Origin of the sequence: Methylocystis sp. IM3 (assembly GCF_038070105.1) — a bacterium.
In the GTDB taxonomy this organism is placed as follows: domain Bacteria; phylum Pseudomonadota; class Alphaproteobacteria; order Rhizobiales; family Beijerinckiaceae; genus Methylocystis.
In genome coordinates this window covers 57999-80520 of record NZ_JBBPBZ010000001.1, presented here as the reverse complement: position 1 = coordinate 80520, position 22522 = coordinate 57999, and the positions used below count along the sequence as shown (strand labels likewise).

The window sequence follows — 22522 nt, the reverse complement described above, 5'->3', positions numbered from 1 at the left end:
GCGAGTTAATGTGACATCGCCGCGCGGGGCTATAGCTTCGTCGGCGTCAGTCTTTCCGGAACGGGCACCAGACCCGCAATATCTCGTGGAAGGAATGTAGCATCTCAAAGGTGTTTACGGTCTTGCCGTCCGGAGACTTGGCTGCAATCTGATCTAGGGCCGGCCCTATTTTGCTGATCGCGTCTAGCTGCACCTCGGCCAAGGCTTCTTCCATGGTCGGCCATGGCTCCATGCCTGAGGGCAAACGCCAGCCAGGATGCGGATCGTAGACAATAGCACGCACGGTGGAGACTATTATCTGCTTGCCTTGCTCAGATATCTTCCCACCCGTGCAAGACTCCCAGCTTGTGATCGCCCGGTGAATTTTTTCTGCGATATCGACCACGGAATCCAGCTGTCGGTCTGATGGATATTCAGAGTGCGAACTTACCTGAAGCCCCCAGATAAGTCCGCGAGGGAGTCATGGGCGCATGGCCTAAACCATTTGAGTGGAGCCACAGCCTATGCAGGGTGGACCCTACCTGAGCTTTCCCATGGCTCGATAAGAATAAACCCGCCTGAATGCAGCTTTGTTTCGTGGCCGTGTGTAAATGTCGTGCTATCCGCTGGCAACTCGGGACAACGCTCAGCAAGGAGGGCATGGGCTCGGATGGCTGATCAGCGATGTTTCGGTCAATAAAAAACACCGCATAACCCGCAACCGCCGCAAATGAGGTCGGGTGCAAATGGTGGAGTCCAACGGTTTAAGCGGCCGCCTGCATTGCGTAATATTGCTGACTGAAGGCTGCTGGCGACAGATGGCCAAGCCGCGCCTGCTTTCGCATCCCGGTTATAGAAGATCTCGATGTATTCCGCGAGCGATCATGAGAAAGAAGACGGCGCTTCGCGCCGCCCCTTTGGATCGCGATATCACAGGTTCTTATCGATCGCACCAGCGACCTTATCGGCTCCATGCTTAACGGCTGCCTTAGCGTCACCGGTAGCCTTCTGCACCGCGCCCTTCGCCTCTTGCGCCACACCTTCGGCTTCGATCTTTTCAGAGCCCACGAGCTTACCCACGCCCTGTTTCGCCTTGCCCGTCGCCTCATTGGCCAGACCCTTTGCCTTATCTGTCATGCTGTTCATTTTTATCTCCTGAATCGCGATGTAAGCGCGCACTCGTTGTCCACGTTAGGGAACAAACACGCATCGTCGCTCACACGCTGACGCTCAATGACACTCCGGCCGGGGATTTGGCGGGGAAGGTAGAAGCCATGAGCCTCGAAGGATCGACGACTCCAACGTCGCCGACCCAGCTATAAGGGTTCAAGTAAGCCAAATGTTCCGTAGCCACAGCCGTGGACGGCGTTTCAAGCGAGCACGATTCTCGTTCGTGATTTATCTGCCAGAAAGTAGAGCTCTCCCCGTCTAACTGCGAGGCGGCATGTTTGCAGTGGGGATACCTGCCGTCATGCGACGCCTGCCGAGCGCGGCGAGATCTCTCGGCTCCATGCGCTCTTGAATCATCCGGACACTCGTTAGGCCTTGATTGGGCGGTCAGGCGCATCGGGAGCTGCTCAAGCGAACTGATGCAGCGTGAAGGGCTTGGTTAGGTCGTTGTCGATCTGAATGCTTTGACCGAGCAGCACAGCACGCGGACAGCCCGTCATTTAGAGCACCTTAACGTCGTGCTGCCGGAACACAGCTTCTCCGATCCACTGCGCGCCATCAATTTCAGGAAGGACTACGTCAGCGACCCAACTGTAGGATTCCGCGCCTCCACGAGGAGGGCTGAGCTGAGACGAGGAGAGAGGTGGAAGCGTCGTTGTGAAGCGGACGGCGTCATGCCGTGGCTGGTTCCGTCGTCGGTCTACTGGGCGGGCATCAACGCGCTGGTGGAGAACAAGATACGCGAATGTTTACGCCACTCTACCAGGCAACCGCTATCGACCCCTCAACGACATATGCGCTCGGGCTGACGGACGCACACGGCTTTGGCCCGGATCTACGGGACCTTGGAGGCGCCCGCCATCGCGCCTGTCCGATGGCGGTCGCGATGGAGATGTCGCGACCGATACTTGTTACGACGTAATCGATCGCGCACTGGCATCAATCAGTCAACCAGAACCCAGCGCGCTGCGAAATAGGCAGCCGCGCCAATCGCGACGATCGCCAACATTCCGACTGGCGTAGCCGCGTAGGTCGTCAGCTCAAGAATAGCGCCCATGGTTTTTCCTTTTCACATTTTGAGGGTTGAGAGCAAGCGGCAGTCACGCTGCGCCGACTTCCCGATCGATATTTGGGCTCGTGTGGCCGAACTCGATGGGGAGAAAGCTAATTACCTTTCACGCGGAAATACAAGCGTTGCCTGTTAGCGCTGGAGGAGCGGCGACAAGACGCCGCACTCTCGGCAGCCGCTGGTCGCAGCGCTTGAGCCGCGGTCCGGACGCGCCGACCGCGGACACGGCGGCAGAAACATCTATTCCGATGCCTTTCGCTCTTCAGGATCCAGTTCCGCTTTTTGGGGTGGCCGAATTTTCTCGAGAATGACTCGCAATGAATTAAGCTCCAAGGGCTTCACCAGATGATAATCGATTCCCGCCGCAGCGGAGCGGTCGCGGTCCTGCTGTTGGCCGAATCCCGTCGCGGCAATGAGGACCGCTTTTGAGGTCGCCTCCAGCCGGCGCAGTTGTCGCGCCAACTCGTAGCCGTCCATATCCGGAAGACCAATGTCCAGCACGACGATTTCGGGCGCTTCCTTGGCCGCCGTCTCAAGCGCGCTTTTTCCGTCGAGGGCCTTGAAAACGGTGTGGCCCTCCATCTCCAGCAGCAACTTCAGACTAAACAGCACGTCGCGGTTATCATCGACCAAAAGGATGCGACGCGGCGAAACAGGGCCACTCTCGTGAGATTTACTGTTGGAAGCCGCGGCAGGGGCTTTCGCGGATGCGGATACGGCGAGCGGCAGGCGCACGACGAATTCGGCGCCTTTTCCCACCCCTTCACTATGCGCTTCCACGGTCCCGCCATGGAGCTCGGCCAACCGGCGTACCAGCGTCAGACCCAGCCCCAGGCCGCTGATCGGATTTCCACCGGCTGGCGCCTCTCGCGCAAAGAGGTCGAAGACGCTGGTCAGCGCCTCTGGGGTGAGCCCAATCCCATTGTCGGCGACCGATAAAAGGGCCTGACCGCCTTCCTGACGCAGGGTGACTCGAATGCGTCCATGCTCGGGGGTGTATTTGGCGGCGTTATCGAGCAGGTTCGAGACGATTTGGACGAGACGAACCGCATCGCCATCGACCTCCAGCGGCTGCGCCCCTGGCGCGATCTTAAGCTCATGACGCTGCTGCTTGATTGCAGGGTCGACGTTGGTCACCGCCGCGTTGACGATGTCGCGCAGATCGACCCGTTTGATTTGCAACTCCATGCGGCCCGAGCTGATCCGGGCGATGTCCAGCAATTCATCCACGAGGCGGACCAGATGCGATACCTGTCGTTCGGCGATGTCGCGGATCCGCCGAAGCTCGGGATCAGGAGGGAGACGCTTCTCGAAAATGGCCATCGCGTTGCTTAGGGGCGCCAATGGATTTCTGAGCTCGTGGCCGAGCATCGCCAAAAACTCGTCCTTGCGCCGATTGGCTTCCCATGCCGCCTCCGCTTCGTGCTGAGCGCGCTCCACGGCCTTTTGCTCGGTCACATCGGTGCTCATTCCCACCCAGCCACGCAGCTTGCCCGCGTCGTCACGCAAGGGGACGGCCCGCGTATGAGTCATGCGCCAGCCGCCATCCAAATGTCTCAAGCGAAATTCCGCATCCAGCGGCGTCTCCGTGGCTATACTACGTCGCCACTTGTTCAATGCTGCTTCACGGTCGTCAGGGTGAACCGCATCGGCCCAGCCGGAACCGCGAAATTGTTCGAACGATTGCCCGGTGAAGGCGCGCCAGCTCGGGGAGTCGTCCGTGACATTGCCATCGGCGGCGGTGGTCCAGACCATTTGCGCCGAGGTGGTGACAAGCGCGCGGAAATTCTCCGCGCTGTTGCGCGCGGCGAGCTCTGCGTTTTTGAGCCGGGTGATCTCGACCAGTGTGATGACGACGCCTTGAATCTGATCTGCGGACGAGCGATACGGATTTATACGCGCAAGATACCACTCGCCTGTTTCGCTTTGGATCTCGCGTTCGATGGGGGTCAGCCGTTCGAGAACGCGCAAGGCGTCTTGTTCGAGCAGGTCATCTCCGAGCCGATGCCTCAATTCCGTAAAGGGACGACCGTGGTCGCTGGCGCGAATATTGAAAAGCTCGCGCGTGCGTGGCGTCACGCGCATGATTCGAAGCTCACGGTCGAGGAACAGCGTCGCGATTTCGGTCGCGGCCATTAAGTTTTGGAGATCGCTGGTGAGTTGGGCCAGCTCCTCGACCTTGTGCCGGTTCTCTTGATTGACCGTTTGCAGTTCCTCGTTCGAGGACTGCAATTCTTCCTTGCTGGTCTCCAATTCCTCCAGGGTCGAGCGCAACTCCTCGTTGACGGACTGCAGCTCCTCATTGGCCGCCCGCATCTCCTCCTGTGAGGTTTCATCTTGCTCGACGACCGCGCGCAGCCGCTCCCGGGTCGCTTCCAACTCGGCGCGCGCCTCATCGGCTCCAGGGCCGGTGGGCCGGGATGGCGCCGTCTCGGCCACTTCATATTCATCGAAAATGATGAGCTGAAGATTGCCGAGCTCAGGGTCGGTCGACGGCCTGACCTGAAGAACAACCTGCTTCGGCTCGCCATCGAGGTTAATGAGAATCGGGCCGGAGCGGCTGCTCTTGCCATGCGCGACCGCCGCCTGCATTGCCGTCCGCAGCTCGACGCGTAGTTCTTCGCGGATAAGACGAAAGACGCTGGATGATAGCTCGCCGCCCGGAACCTGCAAATATCGTCCGGCGTGCTCCGAGGCATGAACGATACGAGAATCCTGATCGACAAGGAGGCTCGGCAGCGCGTAACGCTCCACCATTTTCTGGTGAAGGGCGCCATAGCTCCCTGCAGGCTGGAGACGCAAGCCTGTCGTCTCAATTGGAGCCGCGCGGCGGAATGTCTGGGGAAATACCGGCAATCGGGGCTCCGGGGCGGGCACGTTGCGCCGCCGATACAAGCAGAGCGCCTTGCTTTCCACCTGAAACAGCGCCCCCCGGTCGATCGACTCGGACGGGCCCAGCAACAAGAGCCCGCCGGGTTTCAGCGCATAGTGGAAAAGTTCAATCACGTCATTTTGCAGCTCGCGCTGCAAGTAGATTAAGAGATTGCGGCAGATGATCATGTCAAGGCGCGAGAAGGGTGGATCGCGCAGGAGGTTATGGCTGGCGAACACCACGATTTCACGCAACTCCTGGCGGACGCGATAACAGCTGTCCTCCCTCGTAAAAAATCGCGTGAGGCGCTCCGCCGACACATCGGCTTCGATCGTATCGGGGAAACGGCCGTCCCGCGCGCGGCGCAGCGAAGGTTCATGCAGATCGCTGGCGAAGATCTCGATGCGCGGCGTAACACCCAGCCGCCCAGCCTTCTCCAGCAATAGCATGGCGACGCTATAGGCCTCTTCGCCGGTCGCGCAACCGACCGACCAGACGCGGATGTGGTCGGAGGCGGTCTTGCCCTTGAACAGTTCGGGAATGATTTCCTTCTCAAGATAACCGAAGACTTCGGCGTCGCGGAAGAACTGCGTGACGGTAATCAGAAACTCGTCGGCGAGCAGGCTCGCTTCCTTCGGATTGCTGCGCAGGAATTCCAAATAGTCCGCAAGCAACTCCTTCTGATGCAGTTGCATGCGCCGCCGGATCCGGCGCATCACCGTCGCGTGCTTGTATTTCGAAAAATCCATATTGGTCCGCGCCCGAACCAGCGACAGTATCTTCTCCAGCGCCTCCCGATCGGCCGCGGACAATTCTTCGGGAACCTCGACGATCTTGACGCGGGGTTGCGTCGTCGCGAAGCTCAGCATGTGCCAAGGCATCTCCGCTATCGGCAGAACAAGGTCGACCTGGCCGGTCGCTATGGCGTTCAGGGGCATGGAATCGAACTGGGCTTCCCTCGGCTCCTGCGCGATCGTTAGGCCGCCTTGCTCCTTGATTTTTCTGACGCCCAGGCTGCCGTCGGCGCCAGTCCCGGATAGAACGACGCCGATGCTGCGATGGCCGTGCGTGTTGGCCAAGGTCTCAAAGAAGTGGTCGATCGCCGCACGTCCTTCGCGGTTTTCCTCGATCGGCGACAGGCGAAGGTGACTGTTGATGGTCGAGAGATTGCACCCGGGGGGAATGACGTAAATATGGTTGGGCTCGATCTCCTGCTCTTCAGTTACCTGAGTGACCGGCATCGAGGAAAAGGGCTGCAGAACCTCGGCCATGACGCTCGGCTGGCTCGGGGCAAGATGAATGATGACGACGAAAGCCAAGCCTTTGTCACTCGGGAGAGCTGGCAGCAGGGTTTTGAGCGCTTCAAGCCCGCCTGCTGAGGCGCCAATTCCGACCAGTATCGATGGCGAAAGCTTGGGCGTCGGCATTAAGTCCCCCCCCCCCCCGGATGAGGCCGATAGCCGTGGCCATATCCACGGGGTATGGAATTCTGGCAACCAAAGTCAACCGTAAAGGCGCCTCGACTGCTTCGCTCAAGAGTGATGGGTGGATCCAGAGAGGTCTCAATCAAGGAGATGCCAGGCCTGCGCGAGTGCTTCGCCTAATTCTGGATTTTTGCGGAAACGCGCCCCCTTCCCATTGGCCGGGGATGCTGGCGAGCGCCACCGCTCCGCATGCGCTTCGGGGCGGTCGGCGCGGCCAATACGCTGTGTGTCGCTAGTGCTCTCATTCAAAAAACAGCCGACGTTGTGCCTGCCGTCGCCTTTGCGCTTCTCGACTTGAATGCGCAAACGCCTGGTATCGAATGTCCGACGCTAACCGCTCCTCCCAATCAAGCTGGGAAAGTAAGGCGAACCCGCGAACCTGGTTGGAGCTTTTCGAACCTCAGCTCCCCTGCCAATTGCCAGGCGAGTTCACTCATATAGCCGAGGCCGTGCCCGGAAAGCGACGCAGGAGGCTCGAAGCCGACGCCGTTATCCTCGACCACCATTTCCCAGTGATCCTTTGACCTTCGAAACGTTGCGCGCACCTGTCCAGAGGGCGACCCGCGGAACCCATGCTTCAACGCGTTCATCGCCGCTTCTGAATAAATGAGACCAACACAGCGCGCACGATTGTGATCGAGACGAACGTCATCCTCGACGCACGCTTCAAAGCTCACTTTGTCCCCGAACGCCTGTTCGATAGAGCGGGATAAGGCAGGAAGAAACTCAGCGACCGAGACATCCTTTTCGCTCCCACATAAGGCCTCGTTCAGCTCGCATATGCTCGCCAACCTTGCGATGCAGCGCATGCAAAGGTCGGGTTGTCGGGCGGTTCTCGCTTGAGCCGCTAAAAGCAGCGAGAGGGCCTGCAAAGCATTACGGACCCGGTGCTTCTGCTCAGCGCACTGATTTTCGAACTCTCTAACCTGCTGTTCCGCCCCGGCGAGCTTTAGTTCAAGCTCGCTTATGCGTGTCAGTAATTCATTGACCGGCGGCTCCCCCGACATCGCGTATGCTCCTCGAACAATAGCTAGCTACACGGGCGTGGCAGTCAATGACGGATCTGTAATCGAGTCCTTGCAAGAGCGGGGGCATTCATAAACGCAACCAGCAGCCGGCTATCGTTGAATTTGCGTTACGCCAAGCATCTGTGTGTGGGAAAGCAGGTGCTCAAGCGTCCCACCGTCTTGCTGCTCAGGGTAAACTTATCCAGCTTGCAGGCTGCGGGCTGTGGCCCGACCGAGGAGTATATCGCTTGGATCTGAAGCGGGAGCGCCCCGCCGCTGCATATCCTGCGGCGGGGGCGTGTGCTATCGACCCAGAGCTTAATAACGCTCGCCTCTCCGAAGGCCGTAATCATCACGATCGCGGTCTCCATCCCTGTAATAAAAGATGCTGCGCGCTGAGAATAGCCGTTTCCTTGGCGATCGTCCTATAACGGGCGCGATGAATCCCTTGCTCGCGATCCGGCCAACGCCCGGGCTTCGGACGAATTGCAGGCGCTCGACGATCCCGACCAGGTTCTTCTGCGTCGGTGCCTCTGGCCCGTCGCACAACCAGGCGAGCTGCGTGCGATCTCTGTCGTCGCTGACCGCGATCAAGGCTTGCAGTTCATTGATCGTCCGCTGCTCCAATCCCCCGATCAGATTCTTGTGGGCCTGCTTTCGCACGCGAGCACGAGCCGCCAGACCGATGCGTTCCAGGATTTTCGCCGCCGGCAACAAAATAAGCGTGTAGTGCCGGATAATTGCCGCCGGATCGTTGGGCGGACCGAACAGCGCCGCACGGGCCTGCGGCGCCCACCGACCCGTAGCCGTTTCAATTCGGCGTACGCACCCCATTTATGACCAGAGAGGATGAAATGAAAGAGAACTCCGCCCTGAACCTCAGTCTTAGTCGCGAGACGGCGGTCTTTCTTCTCGATCTCTTAAGTCGGCCTGAAACGCCATCGGGTGAGGAGAAAAAGGACGCGCTCCGCGACATGATCAGAGCGGCGCTACACACGCCGGAAAAACACCTTCTCGAAACAGCTAAGGAAGAGGCGCGGACCACCTTAGCGGAAGCGGTTGAAAATCTTGCGCAGGTGGAAAGTGCGTTTGAGGAGTCGCTCGCGCATGGCAACGAAAATAGCCAGCGCACGGCCTTGGCGGCGCTCAGCGCCGGGGAAACCAGGCTACAAGGCTCGCAGGCGGCGTATGACGCCGCTTCAAGAAAGTCGCTAGAGGCAAAGGCTGAAAGCGTCGAGGGAAATCGCCGGGCCGCCTATGCGAAGTCTGAGAAAGCTTATGACGAAGCGCTTGCGGCGCTCCGGGCCTATGAGCCTCTGGCGCAAGAGATATCAAAGCTTTTCAGGATCCTTTCCTTTCACACCGATCTCGCGCTAGCGGATACCGAAGCAGCCGACGCGGCGAGGATCAGCCCTCACGAGGCAAGCGCAGCCGATCATCTCAAGAAAGTTCTCCAGGAGCAAAAAAGGGGCCATTCGGAAGCGGTGACCAAACACGTCGTAGCGGCCCTGCATGAGCTAGAGCTGGCCGGGCATGTTCGGGGCTAATATGACCAAGCGGACGCATACCTATTTTATGGGTCGCGCTCGTATCGGTCGTGGTCCCTGACGCGCCGCCCGGCGTCTTTTCAATCGTTGACAGCCGCCCTTCTTCGAACGTGAGCATCTGTCGCCTCGTCGTGGATGTCATCCGCGTCCTCATCCTCGAACCCGAACGCGTCGTCGAGCGCGGCTTCGACGTCTTCGGCCTCTTCAGCGCGCGCGTCATCAAGCGCGTCGAGTTCCGGCAGATCGCGCAGACTGCCGAGCGCGAAGACTTCTAGGAAGCGTGCGGTCGTCACCCAGGCGATCGGCGCGCCAGGCTGAGGGGCGCGAGGGCCAGGCGCAATGACGCCGAGGCTTTTCAGCCGGCCGAGAATGTCGCGGCTGATGTCGTGACCGGCGAGGCGCGAAAGCTCGGCGCGGGTGACCGGCTGCTGATAGGCGATGGCCGAGAGCGCCAGCATCTCCAGTTTAGTGAAGGACGGCGGCCCCGCATTCTTTGCCCCGGCGAGCGCGCGCAGCGTCTCGGCATGACGCGGGCGCGTGCGAAACTGCCAGCCTCCGGCGACGAAGACGATCTCGTAAGGCCGCGCCTTCAGCTCCGCGTTGATATCGGCGAGGAGCGCGTCGAGCCGGCAGGCGTCGCCGACGAGCGCGGCGAGCGTCTCGCGCGGGACTGGCGTCGGCGAGGCGAAGATCGCCGCCTCGGCGCGCAGCATCCATTCGCGCCAGCGCATCCCTTCCGGGAGATCAGAAAGGTCGCGGTCGAGACGGGCGGCGGCGGCGCGGCTCATAGACCGTAGATCCTGAAGGTCTCGCGCCCGGTCAGTTCGCGCACGGCGCCGAGCGTTACGAGGCGGTCGAAGAGGCGCCGCGCGGCGCGATCCGAGAGGCCGGCGCAGGAGGCGGCGGCGGCGGGCGTGACGGCGTCGTCGGCCAGCAGCATCTCGACGACGCGCCCTGCTCCTTTCGCGCGCAAGACCGGCGTGACGGAAACGAGCTTTTGCGCGCGTCGCGCCAGGTCGACGGCGAGCGCATGCGCCTCGACGACCGCGCGCCCATAGGCGAAGGCGACCGCGGCCGGCCAGTCCGTGTCCGAGGGTCTGGGCCGGCTTGCCCTTTCCCTTGCCCCTGCCCCGCGCCTGAGCGAGGGATCCGCCATGGCGACGGCGAGCAGAGGGACCGGCCGCACCCAGCCGAGACGGTTCGCCAGAGCGAGATCGGCGACGACGAAGGCGAGCGTTTCAGCGTCGTGGGCGTGCATATCGCAGAGTTTCATCGCCGCGGCGCTGACCCGCGCCGCCGCAGCGAGCGGATCGGGCGCCGTGGTCGCCACCTCCGTGAGGGCGGGGGCGTCGATCGCCTCATTTAGTCCGAGCGGCCCGACCGCGCGCGAGAACGCCGAGTCGAGTCGCGCCGGCAGCGATGCGTAAAGGCGGAAGACCCGGTGCAGCCGGCCGGCCGGGCTTGTCTCGCCGCCGCCCGAACGATGTTCGGCGTCGCGCAAGGCGGCCGCGTCCTCGCGCAGCCGGGACAATGTCGCGCAGGAGTCGGCGGCGCGCAGCGCGAGGCGTTGGCGCAGGCAACCGACGAAATCGGGCTCGGCGCCGTCGGGCCCGCCGCGCAGCATTGCATCGAACAGCGCCAGGCTGGCGCCCGTCGAAAAAGCTGCCGCGCCAGGATCGGTGTTTTGCGACCGCGTCCAGCGCGGAAGCGGTTGAATTTCAACCATCTGTGTCGCCGACGCCGCCGCAACGCGGCGCGCGCGCGGGGGCCGCTTTGCGGGGGGAAGGGGCGCGGACGCGGGCATCGAATCAAGCGACTGCATGGAAGAATCTTGAATCAATGGCGGCGCTTTGTCACGGTATTTCGGGACGAATACGCCGGGCTTGTCTTGTCTGTTTTATGTCCGATAATGTGCGCTTATCGGACATGACTGGAACCTCCAGTCATACTGGGCCGCGAAGCGCGTTTGAGGGCGGTCACAGCGCGCCGAGGCGTCGGATTTTTGAGCTCCGAGCGCGCCGGGGTAAGCGAGGACTGAATGGCTAAAGCGGACACGGACAAGACCGGCGGCAGGGCGCTCGCCGAGCCCACCCCCCATCTCGCGGCGCTCTCCGAAAAGGCGCGCGACTACGCCCGCAACGCCCGCTCCGAAAACACCCAGCGCGCCTATGACGCCGATTGGCGGCAATTCGCCTCCTGGCTGCGCCGCCAGGGCCTCGACCCCCTGCCCCCGGACCCGCAGACCGTCGGTCTCTATCTCGCCGCCTGCGTCGAGGGCGGGCCGGGCAGGCCGCCCCTGTCCGTGCCCTCGCTCGAACGCCGGCTCTCCGGTATTTGCTGGCGCTATCGCCAACTCGGGCGCCCGCTCGACACGGGCGACCCGCATATCGCCACGGTGCTGGCCGGCATCCGCCGCGCCCATGGCCGCCCGCCCGTCCAGAAGGAGGCGATCTTCGCTGATGAGTTGCTCGCCATGCTCGCGGTCCTCGACAACGACCTGCGGGGGTTGCGCGACAAGGCCATCTGAGCTGCTGCCGGTTTCGTGGACACCGAGTTAAGTTACCCCCACCTTCTTCTCGAACTCAACCGGGCTAATGTAGCCGATCGTCGAATGCCTGCGGACGGGGTTGTAGAACCGTTCGACGTAATCGAAGACATCTGCCCGGGCGTCGTTACGCGTGCGGTAGACTTTTTTGCCGATCCGCTCGGTTTTCAGCGAGGAGAAGAAGCTCTCCATCGCGGCGTTGTCCCAGACATTGCCGGACCGGCTCATCGAGCAAACGACGCCATTGTCGGCCATCAGGCGCTGGAATTGCTCGCTCGTATATTGGCTGCCCCTGTCAGAGTGATGCAGCAAGGCGTCAGGCTTGCCGCGGCGCCAGATCGCCATCATCAACGCGTCGGTGACGAGCTGCGCGGTCATCTCGGCCTTCATCGACCAGCCGACGACCCTCCGGGAGAAGAGGTCGATGACGGCGGCGACATACAGCCAGCCCTCCGCTGTCCAGATATAGGTGAAGTCCGCGATCCATTTCCGGTTCGGCGCTTCCGCCGCGAATTGCCGGTCAAGGACATTCGGCGCAACGACCATTGATCTCTGCCCCTCGTCCTTCGGAAGGCCGCGGCGACGTGGCCGCGCCTTAAAGCGTTCGCCCGCATCAGCCGCTCGATTTTGTGGAGGCCGCAGGAAACACCCTCCGCGAGGACGTCCCACCAGACGCGGCGGGCGCCATAGGTTCGGGCGCTGCCCACGAAGCTCACGCGGATTTTCCTTGTCAGCTCCTCGTCGGCGATCGACCGGGGGCTCGGCCCGCGACGCAGCCAGGCGTGAAAGCCCGATCGGGAGACGTCCAGCGCTTCGCAGAGCCACGCCACCGGCCAGACATTCCGGTGCTTCGCGACGAAGGCGAATCTCATTTCGCTTCCCTCGCAAAGAAGGCTGCGGCCTTTTTTAGGATGTCGCGCTCCGCCCGCAGTTTGGCGACTTCACGGCGCAGTCGCTCGAGTTCCTGTTGCTCCGGCTTCTGCTGGCCGTGGCCGGGGAAGGCCTGCGCGGGATCCACCGTCAATTCCCGAATCCAGCGCCGCAACACGTTCTCGTGCACGTCCAGATCGCGGCAGGCCTGCGCGACCGTGACGCCGCGCTCCTTCACTAACCGAACCGCCTCGACCTTAAACTCTCGACTGAATATCCGTCTCGCCATAACCAACCTCCGGCCTCATGAAACACCGTTTCTCGGTGTCCACGAAACCGGCAGCAGCTCAATCCTCGCCATCGGCTTCGCCGGCGGGCTGCGCCGGTCGGAGATCGTCGGCCTCGATTGCGGCCCGGATCAGACGGACGACGGAACCGGCTGGATCGAGATCATCAGCCCCGACCAGAACGGCGGCGGCCTGCTTTTAACCCTCAACGGCAAGACCGGCTGGCGCGAGGTGGAGATCGGCCGCGGCTCCTCCCCCTCACCTGCCCCGTGGCCATGCTCGAAACCTGGCTCAAACTCGGTAGGATCACGCGGGGTCCGGTATTCCGGCCTCTTCTCCGCAAGAATGGCGGCGCCTCGGCCGAGCGGCTCTCCGACAAACATGTCGCGCGCCTGGCCCAGAAGGCCGCGCTAACCGCTGGCCTGCGCGGCGATCTGCCCGAGGGCGAACGGCGGCGCGCCTTCTCCGGTCATTCTCTGCGCGCCGGTCTCGCTTCCTCGGCGCAGATCGAGGAAGGCCATGTGCAGAGGCACCTCGGCCACGCCTCCCCCGAGATGACCCGCCGCTACCAACGCAAACGTGATCGGTTCAAGGTCAATCTCACCAAGGCGGCGGGATTGTGAAACCGCACCCTGTCAAAAACATTGGTCTCAGGCGTCAGCGAATATAACATTCAGCCGGTTGCTGACTGAGCCGGGCGATCAGGCGTCGCCGCCCGCAGATGAGCGCGCGTGACGGCGCCTCTGCTTTTCCGGGGCACAGTGTCTTGACCGATGCTCTGCCGGGAATCAGACTCGCGATCGTGGACGCCATCCTTTTGCATCGCATAGACCCAGCCAAGAACATGCACCGGTTCTACCGCCTCGATATCGCGCCTGATCTATTCGGGCGCTGGTGTTCGGTCGCGGATGGGGACGGATCGGCCGCGCCAGCCTTCTGCGCAACACTGTTTTCGACGACATGGCGCAAGCGATGGAGGCTCTGGTCCGGCAGCGGCGCTTTGAAGGAGCGTCGCGGCTATGTCGCCCGGTGACGGCGTGCGCCCCGATCGATCACGGCTTCAAACTTTGCGGGACAAGTATCATCCCGCTCGTTTTCGCTCGCGCGCTGCTTTTGCGGCCTTCCCGCGCAGCAGCGCCATCAGCACAGGCCCCAGTGAAAACTCCCCTGCCCTCGCTTTCGCGGTCAGAACGCGCAGATAGCCGCCCGCGGATTTGATTTCCTCGCCACGCTGGAGAATTGCGGCGATGACCACCGCGGCGTCGTGCTCGCCCAAGACGTCGAGCGCCTGCGACCAGGCGTCGGGCGAAACGCCCAAAGCCGATCGCACTGTCCCCGCCGTCGCGATGAGATCCCGCCAGGAAGAAATCCCGCTTAGCGCAAAGTCCAGGATATCGGGGCAGGCGTCGAGGACCATTCCGAGTGGATAGCTTCGCGGCGGTTGCGGTTTGACGTCCAATCTGGAGGGTTCGGTTGCACTGATTTCAGGCTCTGGCGCTGATGGAGCCCCCGAACCTCCGTTGTTCACTCCGGAAGCTGCGCCCCGGCCTTCTCGAAGGCTAGGTTCAAGATCAGAAATGTTTGTGGTTTGATTCTGTATATGCCGCTCAGTCTGAGACTCATTGGCGGTCATATTCTGCCGTTTTACGTGATTTTCCAGCGAAGTATTGATCTCGCCGGCGAGAGCGCCAAGTTCCGTCGCCAAGGCCTCCAGGTCTGTCCTCGTCATCTTGCGCGCCCGGCGACTGGCGAGCCCCTGGTAGTCGCCGTGGCGGGCCTGCCAATCGCCCGGAACGCCCTCTTCTATCGCCGTCTCGATCATCTTGGCGATGTCCCGCCGCGCCAGAGTGATCTTTTCGCGCAGCAGCGCCATGGCGCGGTTTTCAGCGCGGATCTCCTCGGCGAGATTCTCGATTTCAGCGGCGCGAGCGACGAGCGGGGTGAGATCGAAGCCAAAGGCGTCCGCGATCTCGCCCCCCTGCCCTCGCCGCGCGAAACGTTTGCCATTGGGCGAGTCGCGCCGAATAATCAGCCCGGCCTCGACCAGCATGGCGATATGCCGGCGCAACGTCGCCGGCGCCATCCCGTGAGCGCGGATCGATAGCTCCTTGTTCGACGGAAAAACGATGAGCTCGGGGGCCGCCTCACTATCCGAAGGATTGGCGTTCTTCTCAGGAAGCGTCAGCGCCGTCTCCTGATGGAAGCTCAGCAGCGCATGCAAAACCGATAGCGCCCGGTCGGTGACGCCAAGCGGCGCTTTCGCCTCCGTCAGCGCCCGAAATAGCCGCCATTTATGGACGACGGTTTCTGACGCATCGGGGCGTGACGTGAATTCTTTCGTCGCCGCCTGGCTCGCCACCATGGCGAGCGACAGCGATCGCCGCCCAAAGGGCGTCGTTGCTTGTCTTTGCATGACCTTTTGCCTCGCTCAGGCAAAAGAAATCCGCTCGCCGAAACGGCGCCGACTCTTGACAGCGATTCGCGGAAGTGGGATTCTCTTAGGTGCAAACTTTGAGAAGGGCTTCCGGGACGGTGACGTTTTCGGGGGCCTTTTTCTTTTGCTCGATATCTCCGATTAATTGATTGGATACGCGATTTACTCTTCCAGCCGGCTCGCCCGCCGTCGGGCCCTAATGTTGCGAGCTCGCAACATCGGGCGCCTCCGAAGCGTTCCGGTCCTGAAACTGTCGGTACAAGTCCGGTAGATTCTCCGCCAGCCATGCCGAGAATTGGGCTTCACTTTTAGAGATCGCAAAGGTCTGCCCTTTGGCCGTCGCGGAAACGTAAGCGATCTGCTTGCCCGTCGCGCTCATAATCTCCTTGCGATCCAAGCGCGGCGCGCGCCTGGCCTGCTCTTCAACCGCCCGGAGGATTGTGATGAATTTCTGGTCCGAGGCAAGAGATGCGAATTCATTGCCTTCAACGACAAGGGCGACCCGGTTTCTAGCTTCGTCTCTTGCAAAGGCATCCGCCAAATCCTGCCATCGCGGCTGCCCGATGCCGGGGGCTCGCCCGATGGCGCGGATAAGATGGGCAGGGATAGCGTCGACCACAGACCTCATTCTGGAGAGCCCAGATCTGTCCACGCCAAGAGTCGTCCAGATCGTCTTGGGCGAGAGCCCCTGCGCCTCCATTTCCTTCGCGAAGAGCGCCCGCTCGATCCATGTCAGCGCCTCCCGCCCACCGTTCTCGGCCCCCTGTTCAAGAATGAGCTCGGCGTCAGACAGAGGCCGGACGAAGGCCCGAACCTTTCGATTCAGCGACCGAAGAGCCTGGAGCCGGCGATGCCCGTAGGCGAGCTGGTATCTACCCTCCTTTTCTGGGTGTGGCCTGACAAGGACAGGGAGCCGTTGGCCTTCGGATTCGATCGAGGCGACGAGCAGGTTGAGTGCCTCCTCGTCTTGTTCCAAACGGTCGCCAAAGGGGGACGGATCGATGATCCCTGCGTCAAGTGTCGCGACGGAATCCGCTGCGAGGTCGTCAAGGCTACGGCTTAGCCCCGCGATCGCGGTTGACGAGACACGCGGGCGTGGCTGCTGCGTTGCGACGGGAAGCTCCGACGACGCGGCGAAAGGTGCGGCGGCGCCAAGCTTACTCAGGATCGAGGGTTTCCTCATGACCGCCCCCATGACTTATGTATGAGCGCCAGTATTTCCGCGTTCACGCTGTCCATGCTTTCTAACGCCCTTTTCAGCGATTCCCGCGGCACCTCGCCGGCTTCAAGCTCGTAGAGCGACTTTTTAGCGAGCCCGGCGGCGGCGACCGAGGTGCTCTCGACCGCGGTCGACACGAAAACATGTTCGTCGAAGAGGTGACGCAGCAGGCCGACAATATGTGCCTGTGGCCCGTCGTTCGGGGTGTGTCTCGTGATCAGGAAACGGATCCAATCCTGTTCCAGCCTCGCTCCGTTTCGGGCCAATTCCCCTGCGAGATCACGGAGCATGATCAGATATTGATTCATGCTCGCCACATCGAGCATTGCTGGATGGACGGTGATGATAAGGATCGTCGCCGCAAAAAGGCCGGCGAGAGTGCCAAAGCCAAGATTAGGTGGCGTGTCGAGGATCGCCACATCGAAGTCTTGGGCCACCTGATCGATTGACTTTTTCAGCCTCATGAAGAAAAGACCGAGGTCGTCTCGCTCCCGCGATGCGAGTGCGCGTGCAGTATCGTGCTCGAACTCCATCAGTTCGAGATTGCCGGGGACGATCGCGACACCAGGGATATAAGTCTTCCGAATGACTGCCTTGAAAGGCTTATGGTCGTTGTACCGGATTGCCGCGTACGCGGTTTCGTCCGGACCTACGTCAAATTCCGGCTGAAGTCCAAACAGGCTGGTCAGGGAGGCTTGCGGATCAAGGTCGATGCACAGAACGCGATAGCCCTGAATGGCCAGATAATGCGCGAGATGCACGCTCGATGTCGTCTTGGACGATCCTCCTTTGAAGTTTGTACAAGTGACGATCTGAAGCTGTTCCTTGCCTCGTCTCCACGGCTTCAGGGTCAACGCTTCCTCTGGCCTCACTTCGGCCAGATAGGATCGCAGCTCAGAAACCTGTTCGAGCGTATAGACGCGGCGGTTATTCTCAAGGCGCGCAGGCTGCGGGCCTTTCCCCTCAAGCGTCATGGACCGAAGCGTAGACTCGGGAACCTTGAGCAGGCGCACAAGGTCGTTCGTGGTGAAGGTGCGTCCGAAAGTTTTCTGGGAAGACGGCGGATAGAGGCGCGTTCGCAGAGACAGCAGTTCTCTGGACAGAACTTCTGTGAAGTGGTCGATCTTTGTCGTCGTATCTGCTCTAGCGTCCATGCGGCCAACATTCCTCTGTGACGGATTTAGCGTCATATGCGAGGTGATACCGTCAGAGTTCGCGATTCTTGCGGCGAGGGCAAGAAAAAAAGGGTTAACGAGACGTTAACGGCATCAACGCCGGCCAAAACCAGCAAGGATGAATGCTACGCAGCCGCGCTGATCGCGGCGAACTGTGTCGACTGAAATCCCGTGAGGGCAGCAATGTTGCGAGCTCGCAACAATTGGTGCGTCATCTAATTGGCATGTCGAGCACCCATGACTTGTCGCAGCAACCTGGGCTCGCGATTCTCCTCCACCGCATTGCCCCTGCGCGCAATATGCGCCGCTTCTATCGCATCAATATCCTGTCCGATCTTTTCGGCAGCGTGCCGCTCATGAAGCAATGGGAGAGCATCGGCTCTACCAGACAAAGCCAGGTGTGGCGATTTGAGGAGGCGGCGACCGCCCATGCGGCGCTGTTCGCGCATGCGCGTCATAAGGAGAGGCGGGGCTGTGCGGCACCGGCAGAGTAGGGGGTTGGGGCCGTCGGCTAATCCGGACTGAATGCTCTCTTTGAGACGACGCAGCAAGGCCAACCCATGACCGACGAGCTGTGCTATTGGAACGGAAATTCAGGGGCATTTATCTGCGGCTTGTGCTGGCGGGGTTCCTAGCGATCCCACAATCCCGACTGCGGGAAAGAAATTCCGCTGCGACGGCGCTAAAGTTTTCTCTCCAAACTCGCCCAGCGACTTTGGGGGCTGGCCCTCAGTGCGAGCGAGGGAATGGGACGGCGCCTCATGCGCCCTCCTTCGCAAACCGCCACACCGGGATCCCCATCTTGCGGGCCTTATCGGCGAGGTTCTCGACGATCCCAGATCCCGGGAAGACGATGACCCCGATGGGCAGGGCCTCGAGCATCGCGTCGTTGCGCTTGAAGGGCGCGGCGTTCTTGTGTCGCGTCCACTCCGGTTTGAAGGCGACCTGAGGAACCTTACGGTTGTCCGCCCAGCAGGCGGCGATACGCTCCGCGCCCTTCGGCCCGGCTCCGTGGATTAGGACCATGCCCGGGTGCTTTGCGTGTGCCTTATCGAGCGTATCCCAGATCCGTTGATGATCGTTGAAATCAGCTCCCCCTGTGAACGCGATGCGAGGACCAGGCGGCAAAAGCAGCTGCGTCTCGGCGAGCTTTTTGGCGTTCAGAAAATCCCGGCTGTCGATCATGGCCGCCGTCAGGGCGCGGTGATTGACCTGCGATCCCGAGCGTGGACGCCAAGACGAACCGGTCTCGGTCGCGTAGAGTTCTGCGAGATGGTCGCGGAAGAATTCGAAGGCGTTGCGTCGTTCGGTGAGTGTGAGCCCTTGCGCGATCAGCCGCTCAAGTTCGACTGAGCGGATTTCCGAGCCGTCCTGTTCGGCCTGCGAACGCCGCTGCGTGGTTTCGTTGTCGTCGAGTTCGCGGTCGACGCGCTGCGCCTTGCGATGGAAAAGATTGACGAAGGACCACAGGAGATCGGGAAGATCGGCCTCGAGGCGGGTATCAAGAAAGAGGCTCGACAAGGCTTCGACGGCGGACTCGAGCGCAAGGGACGCGGCGTCAGAAGACGGCAGGGGGCGCGGATCCGGTTCGTCGTCCAGGGGGCGATAGCCGTGTGAAGCCAGTTCGTCCAGAAGGTGCGAAGAAGGAGATGAAGCGTCATGGTCGGGAGCAATGGTCTCGAAGGACCGAGAGGCGAATTCATCGTTCATGTCGGAAGTCTTTCGCTTGAGGCCGCGCCGATCGCGGCCCGACAGCGATTGCGAGCCGCGGGCGGATCGCGCCGCACCTAAAGGGTCGAAGCAAAGCGAAGAACGCTGCCCGACGACTTCTTTGAGCCGCGAGGAATGCCCGAAGCGCAAGCATAGGGCAGGGGAAAGAAGTCGGCGGGTAGCGTTGCGGCAAGCGAGCCGCTTGTGGCGTCATCGCTGCTCTTTCAGGCCGGCGCGCGGCCCTCTCGCGAGAAGAGACGGCCGCTTACGATGAGACCTCCCTCGAGTGTCGTCGAGTCTTCATTGCGGCGCTCCGTAACGCGTCTGCATCTTACGCCAGCAGCGCTGAGAGCGAGGACGGGGCGCCTTCGAAAGCGAACGGATGCAAGAATTGCCTTCGCCACAGCAGGCTTCGATCCACGTCGGTGAGGGCGGCTTCGGCGCAGACATCCACCCACCGATCACGGATCGTCGTGATCTGACGCCGCGCCACAGCCAGTGCCTCTTCCTGCGACAGCAAAAACAGCGGGGCCGCGTCGAGGCACAGGCCGATGCGACTCAGCCGCTCGCCACCGCCGATCAGCATCGCCTGGGTTGCTTCGCCGCCGGCCCGCGCCTGGGGGCAGATGTCATAGGCCGGTGTGAGCGCCAGCTTCTCGCCGTCCCAGAAGGCCGAATGATTTCTAGCGTGATCGTCAGTGTTGCCGCACAAGACGTTGAACAGCATGCGGCCGAACAACTCCCTCAAGGTTTCCCTCGGAGCCGCGAAGCGGTGACGGATGACGGTCGCCAGGTCTTCGTAGCTGGCGTAGCGGGCCATCATCTCGTCGAGCTCGAGCAGCGTCAAAGCGGAGACCATCGCGCGACGGCGCCAACCCTCTGCGCCTTTCTCCCGGTCGAAACGCTCGACGAGCAGTACGTCCTTGCCGGCTGCCCGCTGCAAGGCCACCCGCGCCACGTCCAGCCCGCTCTCGGCCGCAAGACGCATCGCCACGTATTCAGCTTTGACGACGCTGTAGAGGTCGCTTTGCGAAGAGAACTTCGCAACGTATTTCCGATCTCCCGACGCGATCATCGCCTTCGGACGAGCGCCGCCGATGGAGGTGCCATGCAACAGCGCCTGATCGAGCTCCGGGGTTAGAGGGATGCCCGCTTCGATGCTCGCGGTGGCAGTTGCTAGCTCGTCGAGCGAGGCTGGCGCCGCCTCACGGGCGACGTAGCGGGTAGCGGACGCCTGAAAATCCAGGGCGCCGATCCGGTCGGAGCCAGATTCGAGGAGGTAGGTAAGCTCGTCGAGCGAAGCGACATCGATACCGGGCCCCTTAGCGCCGAGTCTCCGATTGAGGATGACGCGCCGGCCCCAAGCATCCGGCGCCGCGTCTCGGATGCAGCTCGGCATCCGCAATCCAGTCAGAAGCGGCAACACGCCGGCTCGCAGCGGCAGTTCGGGTTCATAAAGCGGGATTGCGTTCTTCCTGGCGAGAAAGCTGCGCCCGTAATTGAACAGCAGCTGATCGCCCGCGGCGGCGAGCCTGCCGGCGACGACCGGTTCGATCTCGCCGGGCAGCCAGACCCAGACGAACGCTTCTTTCGGACTGGCGTCAGAAGTCATACTTGGCCTCGACCTTGGAAACGCGCACCGCCTTGGGCAGAAGCGTGAGTATTGCCGTGTTGGCTCCGATCGCGTTCGTCAGCGCGGTCTGATCGGCGTCGAAGAGGCGCACGCCGACGATAGCCGCGGCCTCGAACACGGCGCCGATCCCGCAGCCCGGATCTCCCTTCTCGATCCTTTGCACGAGTCCACGAGACAACCCGGCGCGCTCGGCCAGTTCGGTCGTCGTCATCTTCCGTTCGATGCGGGCGCGGCGGATCAGCTGCCCCAGCATGACGACCGCGTCGTGGCTATAGCGGGAATAGGGACGGGTTATCGGCTTGGCCATCGTTGGCGCCCTATTAATAGACCACATATATATATATCGATGATTTATTTATGGCTCAAACCTCAATTGCGCAAGCGTTAGGCCTCAGATATGTCTCATAAACGGATCATGTATAGGCATTTGGGTCGTTTATAGATCGAGCTGAGGCCCTTCCAAAACTCAAGACACAGAAGGCGCCTCGTTCAACGCCGGTGCGGCGACAACTTGGCGTTCAGCCCCAAATCAGCCGCGCAACCCGGTCGTGCATGCTTTCGCGCGAGGTCATACGCAGCTCGCCGTTGAAGTCAGCGCCGAGCGGAAGAATCGTCGTCGCGTCGATGAGATGTTCTTTTATTCGCGCGGACAGTCTCTGCGCAGCGCTTCGACCTGGCTCATCATTGTCGGCGGCAATGACAAGCCGTCGTAAGTTCGATGGCGGACGCCAAGCGGCAAGATGCGAGGCGGAAAGCGCCGCGACAGTCGGAATGTCGGGAAAAGCGCTGCTGAGCGAGAGGACCGTTTCAATTCCTTCGCCGATGATGGCGAAGTCATCGATGGCGCCGAAACGTACGCCGTTGCCGAGTATGGCTCCGAGCGAACGTCGCGGCGAAGCGACGTTCGCCTTGTCGTTACGCGCCAGATCGAGAAAGGTTCGATGAATGCCCCTGATCTCGCCGTTGATGTCGGTGACGGCGGCGACGAGCGCCGGCAATTTTTGGGGCGGAGATTTGGGATCGCGGTAAAGCAGCGCCGAGTGATAGCGCAGCGGTGCGTCGTGAAGATCGGCGGCGATTTTCCGCGCGCGGAGATAGGCCTCCGCTGGCGCGCCGTCGATCGACCGCGACGCCGTCCAAATCTCTCGAGCGAGCGCAACGGTATCGCGCTCGCTCGAATGTCTCTCTCGTCGCCCCGAACTTCTTGCGCGCGGCGCCCCCAAAAAGCGCCGCGCCTCGTCGAGCGTATCGCGAAAGGACGCGAGCCCCTCTCGCGCGCGAATGAGATCAAGAAGGTCGCCATATTCGCCTGTCGCGCCATCAGCCCATTTGCCGCGCGCTCCCTTACCAGAGAGAGGGCCCTTGAGCCGCACATAGAGGCTTCGGCCGACGTGGTTGTTCACGTCGCCGACGATCCAGTAATTGCCGCACCGACGACCGTTCGAGAGATAATGCCTGCAGACGTCCTCGACATGCTCGGCGAGGCCGCTGGACAGAGTCCGAGTTGGGCTTTCCATTACC

The 22522-nt window shown here is 61.6% G+C and carries 18 protein-coding genes and 3 pseudogenes; 5 read left to right on the top strand and 16 right to left on the bottom strand.

Annotated features, from left to right (window positions below; translation table 11 throughout):
- Positions 1–46: 46 nt before the first annotated feature.
- The 6 genes and pseudogenes from WOC76_RS00370 to WOC76_RS00345 all read right to left on the bottom strand — a co-directional run bounded on the left by WOC76_RS00370 (position 47) and on the right by WOC76_RS00345 (position 8415).
- A complete protein-coding gene (locus WOC76_RS00370) occupies positions 47–385 on the bottom strand; it encodes a hypothetical protein (RefSeq protein ID WP_341102645.1) in 339 nt (112 codons plus the stop codon).
- Positions 386–743: 358 nt separating this feature from the next.
- Positions 744–858, bottom strand: a pseudogene (locus WOC76_RS00365) (IS3 family transposase); the annotation flags it as partial.
- 51 nt (positions 859–909) lie between these two features.
- Positions 910–1125, bottom strand: a complete 216-nt coding sequence (locus WOC76_RS00360; protein WP_341102642.1) for a CsbD family protein — start codon at positions 1123–1125, stop codon at positions 910–912.
- A gap of 1333 nt (positions 1126–2458) precedes the next feature.
- Positions 2459–6517, bottom strand: a complete 4059-nt coding sequence (locus WOC76_RS00355; protein WP_341390089.1) for a chemotaxis protein CheB — start codon at positions 6515–6517, stop codon at positions 2459–2461.
- A 404-nt stretch (positions 6518–6921) separates the two neighbouring features.
- On the bottom strand, positions 6922–7581 hold the full coding sequence (locus tag WOC76_RS00350) for a sensor histidine kinase (RefSeq protein ID WP_341102634.1): 660 nt from the start codon (positions 7579–7581) through the stop codon (positions 6922–6924).
- Between the two features lie 318 nt (positions 7582–7899).
- Entirely contained in the window at positions 7900–8415 is a 516-nt protein-coding gene (locus WOC76_RS00345; RefSeq protein ID WP_341102632.1) for a hypothetical protein, read from the bottom strand.
- A 20-nt stretch (positions 8416–8435) separates the two neighbouring features.
- On the opposite strand from WOC76_RS00345, the gene WOC76_RS00340 reads away from it, so the two are divergent.
- Positions 8436–9128, top strand: coding sequence for a hypothetical protein (locus WOC76_RS00340; RefSeq protein WP_341102630.1), 693 nt, complete (start codon positions 8436–8438; stop codon positions 9126–9128).
- 80 nt (positions 9129–9208) lie between these two features.
- On the opposite strand, the gene scpB is transcribed toward WOC76_RS00340, so the two are convergent.
- The gene (gene scpB / locus WOC76_RS00335) at positions 9209–9916 is read right to left on the bottom strand and encodes an SMC-Scp complex subunit ScpB (RefSeq protein WP_341102628.1); all 708 of its coding nucleotides are present in this window, start codon (positions 9914–9916) and stop codon (positions 9209–9211) included.
- Positions 9913–10854 (bottom strand): DUF1403 family protein, encoded by a 942-nt coding sequence (locus tag WOC76_RS00330; RefSeq protein ID WP_341102627.1) that lies wholly within the window; start codon positions 10852–10854, stop codon positions 9913–9915. The genes scpB and WOC76_RS00330 overlap by 4 nt, the downstream gene beginning before the upstream one ends.
- Before the next feature lie 312 nt (positions 10855–11166).
- Between WOC76_RS00330 and WOC76_RS00325 the strand changes: the two genes are divergently transcribed.
- Entirely contained in the window at positions 11167–11655 is a 489-nt protein-coding gene (locus tag WOC76_RS00325) for a hypothetical protein (protein WP_341102625.1), read from the top strand.
- A gap of 27 nt (positions 11656–11682) precedes the next feature.
- On the opposite strand, the pseudogene WOC76_RS00320 reads toward WOC76_RS00325, so the two are convergent.
- Positions 11683–12832, bottom strand: a pseudogene (locus WOC76_RS00320) (IS3 family transposase).
- A 58-nt stretch (positions 12833–12890) separates the two neighbouring features.
- On the opposite strand from WOC76_RS00320, the pseudogene WOC76_RS00315 reads away from it, so the two are divergent.
- A pseudogene (locus WOC76_RS00315) lies at positions 12891–13453 on the top strand (tyrosine-type recombinase/integrase); the annotation flags it as partial.
- 143 nt (positions 13454–13596) lie between these two features.
- On the top strand, positions 13597–13863 hold the full coding sequence (locus WOC76_RS00310) for a WGR domain-containing protein (RefSeq protein ID WP_341102620.1): 267 nt from the start codon (positions 13597–13599) through the stop codon (positions 13861–13863).
- 48 nt (positions 13864–13911) lie between these two features.
- On the opposite strand, the gene repC is transcribed toward WOC76_RS00310, so the two are convergent.
- From repC to repA, 3 genes are all read right to left on the bottom strand, one after another.
- Positions 13912–15243, bottom strand: coding sequence for a plasmid replication protein RepC (gene repC / locus WOC76_RS00305; protein WP_341431219.1), 1332 nt, complete (start codon positions 15241–15243; stop codon positions 13912–13914).
- 217 nt (positions 15244–15460) lie between these two features.
- The gene (gene repB, locus WOC76_RS00300; protein ID WP_341431218.1) at positions 15461–16447 is read right to left on the bottom strand and encodes a plasmid partitioning protein RepB; all 987 of its coding nucleotides are present in this window, start codon (positions 16445–16447) and stop codon (positions 15461–15463) included.
- Positions 16444–17637 (bottom strand): plasmid partitioning protein RepA, encoded by a 1194-nt coding sequence (gene repA / locus WOC76_RS00295; RefSeq protein ID WP_341390094.1) that lies wholly within the window; start codon positions 17635–17637, stop codon positions 16444–16446. Before repA ends, repB begins: the two co-directional genes overlap by 4 nt.
- A 143-nt stretch (positions 17638–17780) precedes the next feature.
- Between repA and WOC76_RS00290 the strand changes: the two genes are divergently transcribed.
- Complete coding sequence (locus WOC76_RS00290) at positions 17781–18152, top strand: WGR domain-containing protein (protein ID WP_341102614.1); 372 nt, start codon at positions 17781–17783, stop codon at positions 18150–18152.
- A gap of 265 nt (positions 18153–18417) precedes the next feature.
- On the opposite strand, the gene WOC76_RS00285 is transcribed toward WOC76_RS00290, so the two are convergent.
- From WOC76_RS00285 to WOC76_RS00270, 4 genes are all read right to left on the bottom strand, one after another.
- Positions 18418–19368, bottom strand: a complete 951-nt coding sequence (locus WOC76_RS00285) for a DUF2493 domain-containing protein (protein ID WP_341102610.1) — start codon at positions 19366–19368, stop codon at positions 18418–18420.
- Positions 19369–19699: 331 nt separating this feature from the next.
- Positions 19700–20980 (bottom strand): type II toxin-antitoxin system HipA family toxin, encoded by a 1281-nt coding sequence (locus WOC76_RS00280; protein ID WP_341102607.1) that lies wholly within the window; start codon positions 20978–20980, stop codon positions 19700–19702.
- Positions 20970–21308 carry a helix-turn-helix transcriptional regulator gene (locus tag WOC76_RS00275; RefSeq protein WP_341102604.1) on the bottom strand — a complete coding sequence of 113 codons (339 nt, stop codon included), beginning with the start codon at positions 21306–21308 and terminating at the stop codon, positions 20970–20972. The genes WOC76_RS00280 and WOC76_RS00275 overlap by 11 nt, the downstream gene beginning before the upstream one ends.
- Before the next feature lie 211 nt (positions 21309–21519).
- A complete protein-coding gene (locus WOC76_RS00270) occupies positions 21520–22518 on the bottom strand; it encodes a DUF7146 domain-containing protein (RefSeq protein ID WP_341102601.1) in 999 nt (332 codons plus the stop codon).
- Positions 22519–22522 lie beyond the last annotated feature (4 nt).

Bases quoted from the DNA above. Each gene is read 5' to 3' on its own strand.
- WOC76_RS00360 (WP_341102642.1), bottom strand. From the start codon at position 1,125: ATGAACAGCATGACAGATAAGGCAAAGGGTCTGGCCAATGAGGCGACG.
- WOC76_RS00355 (WP_341390089.1), bottom strand. From the start codon at position 6,517: ATGCCGACGCCCAAGCTTTCGCCATCGATACTGGTCGGAATTGGCGCC.
- WOC76_RS00350 (WP_341102634.1), bottom strand. From the start codon at position 7,581: ATGTCGGGGGAGCCGCCGGTCAATGAATTACTGACACGCATAAGCGAG.
- WOC76_RS00345 (WP_341102632.1), bottom strand. From the start codon at position 8,415: ATGGGGTGCGTACGCCGAATTGAAACGGCTACGGGTCGGTGGGCGCCG.
- WOC76_RS00340 (WP_341102630.1), top strand. From the start codon at position 8,436: ATGAAAGAGAACTCCGCCCTGAACCTCAGTCTTAGTCGCGAGACGGCG.
- scpB (WP_341102628.1), bottom strand. From the start codon at position 9,916: ATGAGCCGCGCCGCCGCCGCCCGTCTCGACCGCGACCTTTCTGATCTC.
- WOC76_RS00330 (WP_341102627.1), bottom strand. From the start codon at position 10,854: ATGGTTGAAATTCAACCGCTTCCGCGCTGGACGCGGTCGCAAAACACC.
- WOC76_RS00325 (WP_341102625.1), top strand. From the start codon at position 11,167: ATGGCTAAAGCGGACACGGACAAGACCGGCGGCAGGGCGCTCGCCGAG.
- repC (WP_341431219.1), bottom strand. From the start codon at position 15,243: ATGCAAAGACAAGCAACGACGCCCTTTGGGCGGCGATCGCTGTCGCTC.
- repB (WP_341431218.1), bottom strand. From the start codon at position 16,447: ATGAGGAAACCCTCGATCCTGAGTAAGCTTGGCGCCGCCGCACCTTTC.
- repA (WP_341390094.1), bottom strand. From the start codon at position 17,637: ATGGACGCTAGAGCAGATACGACGACAAAGATCGACCACTTCACAGAA.
- WOC76_RS00290 (WP_341102614.1), top strand. From the start codon at position 17,781: ATGCTACGCAGCCGCGCTGATCGCGGCGAACTGTGTCGACTGAAATCC.
- WOC76_RS00285 (WP_341102610.1), bottom strand. From the start codon at position 19,368: ATGAACGATGAATTCGCCTCTCGGTCCTTCGAGACCATTGCTCCCGAC.
- WOC76_RS00280 (WP_341102607.1), bottom strand. From the start codon at position 20,980: ATGACTTCTGACGCCAGTCCGAAAGAAGCGTTCGTCTGGGTCTGGCTG.
- WOC76_RS00275 (WP_341102604.1), bottom strand. From the start codon at position 21,308: ATGGCCAAGCCGATAACCCGTCCCTATTCCCGCTATAGCCACGACGCG.
- WOC76_RS00270 (WP_341102601.1), bottom strand. From the start codon at position 22,518: ATGGAAAGCCCAACTCGGACTCTGTCCAGCGGCCTCGCCGAGCATGTC.